This window comes from Georgenia daeguensis, assembly GCF_039537705.1.
Classification (GTDB): domain Bacteria; phylum Actinomycetota; class Actinomycetes; order Actinomycetales; family Actinomycetaceae; genus Georgenia; species Georgenia daeguensis.
Map to the genome: position 1 here is coordinate 1 of NZ_BAABBA010000065.1, position 3,112 is coordinate 3,112.

The following is a 3,112-nucleotide window of genomic DNA, read 5'->3' on the forward strand; positions in this document are numbered from 1 at the left end:
TGTCAATCTCCGAAGTCGGCTGCACGGGTGTTCCGAAGTCGTCTTCACTCAACGCTTAGCCCGCGCGAGCGTTCCGCAACAGGGGTTCGATTGCTCCAAAACACCCAGCGTGGGAGTTGCTGCCAGCGACGAGAATCAGGCGTGGCGAGAGATCCACGTGTCAGGCTGGTCCATAGGGCGTGTCTTGGCTTGCTGCAGGGGGCCAACTCACTGCACTGGTCGAGAGAGTGGGACAGCAGATCCGGGAGAGGAAAGAGTACGAGCATGTGGACAGACCGGGTACGGGTTCTCGATGATGTGTCCCCGGCCGAATGGTTGACGGGGGAGTTGCTCGATGCGTCGACCGTGATCCCCAGGAGCTTCGAGGCGTACGCAAGGGTGCTGCACCCCGTAGAGTTTCAGGACAGGCGGCACCCGGCGACGATGCGGTGGTCAGAAGTTGCCGCCCTACTCGGGCGACGAGTCCACCCCACGACGCGGTGGCATGATCTGATCGGCACCCCGAGCCGGTATGAGCGGAACTCGGAGGCGTTGCCGGGCGCCTACCCGGCATGGGGAAACCTTGCGGTGACTCCCTTGCGGGCCCTGTGCGACGTGCTCGCCTCGCACACCGACACGCCCGATGACTGTCTCTTCGCCGTGTGGTCCGGGTGGGGCTGGCTGTCTGGCGGCACCGCCCGGGTGTCCCTGACCACGGACGGCGGTGTCCCGGCGGAACCACTTATGACTGCGGCGGAACTGGCTGCACCCCGGCTGCGGCTGCCTGGTCGTAACTACTTCCTGCTCCAAGGCCCGATCTCAGCGATGGGCGAACTCGTTCACTATGACGGGCCAGGACGGTGGGCCCAGTCGCCAAGCCTGTTCTGGCCCGCGGACCGGGCGTGGTGCGTCGCCACCGAGATCGATCTCGACTCAACCTTTGTCGGAGGAAGTGCCGACACCATCTCTTCGGTCTTGGCCTCACCGGAGCTTGAGACGCTGCCCTTCAAGGTGACAGATCTGCTCTGACGGTAGCGCCCATGCGTTGGTGTTGGCGTGCTGCGGTTTCCGGACGGTTCCAACATCAATGACGATCGGGGGGCACGATATGCGCAACCACAACGGGTTCCGCTGGAAGCTTGCTTCAGCGGCACTGCTCTCAACTCTAGCTCTGGGAGTCGGAGCCACCGGAGCCTTCGCGTCTGAACCGGACGCGCCAGAACTCTACGCGGACGGGCTCGCCAGGGATATCACAGACAAATCTGAACTCGCCGCTATCGAGCAACTTCCGTCAGCGGTGAGCCTATCCGGCGCGGAGTCCGCCTCGATATCGCCGTTCGCAGTCCATCCAAACTGCTACGGACGGACAGATGATCCTCATCCTAGCGGTGGCGATGCCAGCGTGCACGGTTCGACCGGGTGTACTGGCGGTATAATCGCAAGCGACCTCCAGGTGACCACCAATCTCTATCGTGTGGACTGGTGGGGATTGAATTGGATGAATAGCGACACCGATACTCGGACGTCAGGTTACCAGGTCGAGGCCACGCCCCACTCGTCGTGCGACGGGGCGCCCAACCGAGAGTATGCGGGTCTCTCAAGTCACCACCTGTTCCAAGGGGGCGAAAACTGGTACGGAAACACCAGTAATTATGCCTCGTTCGCCTGCAACTGGTAGGCGAGGTTGAGCAGTCAGCTGGGAGCCAAGGGCAGGTTAGTCATACTTGCGGCTGGTGTGTCCTTGGCCTCAGTTGCTGCATGCACACCCACCGAGCCTGGCAAGCAAGTGAGCGCTAGCGGCGCGGGTGACGTTCAACCTCTGACGAAGCTCCAGCCTCCACCGGACTGGGTGCCAGCCCTTGAAGTTGATGGCTCGGAGATGACGGTCGCTAGTTATGAATGGCTCCGTGACGGAGAGTTTATTCAAGGGGGACCCGCTACTGAGAGCGAGGCATCAGAGCTCGAAATAAATTCCGCAGGGCCAGGCGCTCTCCACGCGCCAATCATTGTTTCTGGGTTCGGGAAATCGGCGCCTGGCCATGTGCTGGTTCGCTTGTACTCAAATATCGACGAGGGCGGCGCACCTGCAGGTACCGAAGAGAGGTTGGATTGCTCGATTCCCGAGCCGCCTGATGCTGACATGTGCAAGTGGCAGGAGAACGTCAACGGTCTCACTCTCACTCTCTCGCCGGAGACGGCCAATCCAGCTGCGCTGACAGTGACATCAGTATACGTGCTTCCTCTCGATCTGCGTCCTGAAGGTTCGGACAAAATCGGCGTCCACGCTACATGGGTTATTGCCGAATAAGCCTCGATATGAGGAACGAGGCGTCATCGCAGTCGTTGTCAGCCAACGGGCAGTGGGCGCAGTTTGCCGCAACAGCCTGTCGAGGTGCTCCGAACCGGCTGTGATCCGTCAACGACGGATAGGTCAAGGGCAGTTGCGGAGACGCGCTGAACAGCGGCCACCCGTCACTTGCCGCGGCGCTGGCCGAGGAGTTTGTGCCCGGCCTCGCGGAGTTCGCCGGTGGGTGAGACGTGCCGGTAGAGGGTCTGGCGAGTGACACCGAGCTCTTTGCACAGGTCCGTGACGTTGGTGCCGGGCTGGCCCATGGACGCAGCGGCGAGGCGGATTTTGGCGGGGGTCATCTTGTAGGGGCGCCCGCCTTTGCGGCCGCGTGCGCGCGCGGCGGAAAGGCCGGCGATGGTGCGTTCGGAGATGAGTTCTCGCTCGAACTCGGCCAGGGCGGCGAAGATGCCGAAGACGAGTTTGCCGGAGGCGGTCGTGGTGTCGATGGCCGCACCCTGCCCGGTTAGGACCTTCAATCCCACGCCCCGGTGGGTGAGGTCGTGGACGATGTTGACCAGGTGGCGCAGGTCCCGGCCGAGCCGGTCGAGCTTCCACACCACCAGGGTGTCCCCCGACCGCAGCGCCTTGAGGCACGCGCTCAGCTCGGGACGATCATCCCTCTTCCCCGACGCGCGGTCTTCATACAGCGCGTCGGAGTCGACACCGGCCGCGCGGAGGGCGTCGCGTTGCAGGTCGGTGGTCTGGGACCCGTCGGCCTTTGAGACCCGCATGTACCCGACGAGCATCATGCTCTCCATTCGTCTGTCACTTATTCGACCGATT

Annotated in this window: 2 protein-coding genes; one reads left to right on the forward strand and one right to left on the reverse strand. The window is 62.8% G+C overall.

Annotated elements, in window-relative coordinates; genetic code table 11:
• Window positions 1–264 precede the first annotated feature (264 nt).
• The gene (locus ABD774_RS21375; RefSeq protein ID WP_345045758.1) at window positions 265–1,008 is read left to right on the forward strand and encodes a hypothetical protein; all 744 of its coding nucleotides are present in this window, start codon (window positions 265–267) and stop codon (window positions 1,006–1,008) included.
• Window positions 1,009–2,451: 1,443 nt separating this feature from the next.
• On the opposite strand, the gene ABD774_RS21380 is transcribed toward ABD774_RS21375, so the two are convergent.
• On the reverse strand, window positions 2,452–3,075 hold the full coding sequence (locus tag ABD774_RS21380; RefSeq protein ID WP_345045760.1) for a recombinase family protein: 624 nt from the start codon (window positions 3,073–3,075) through the stop codon (window positions 2,452–2,454).
• Window positions 3,076–3,112 lie beyond the last annotated feature (37 nt).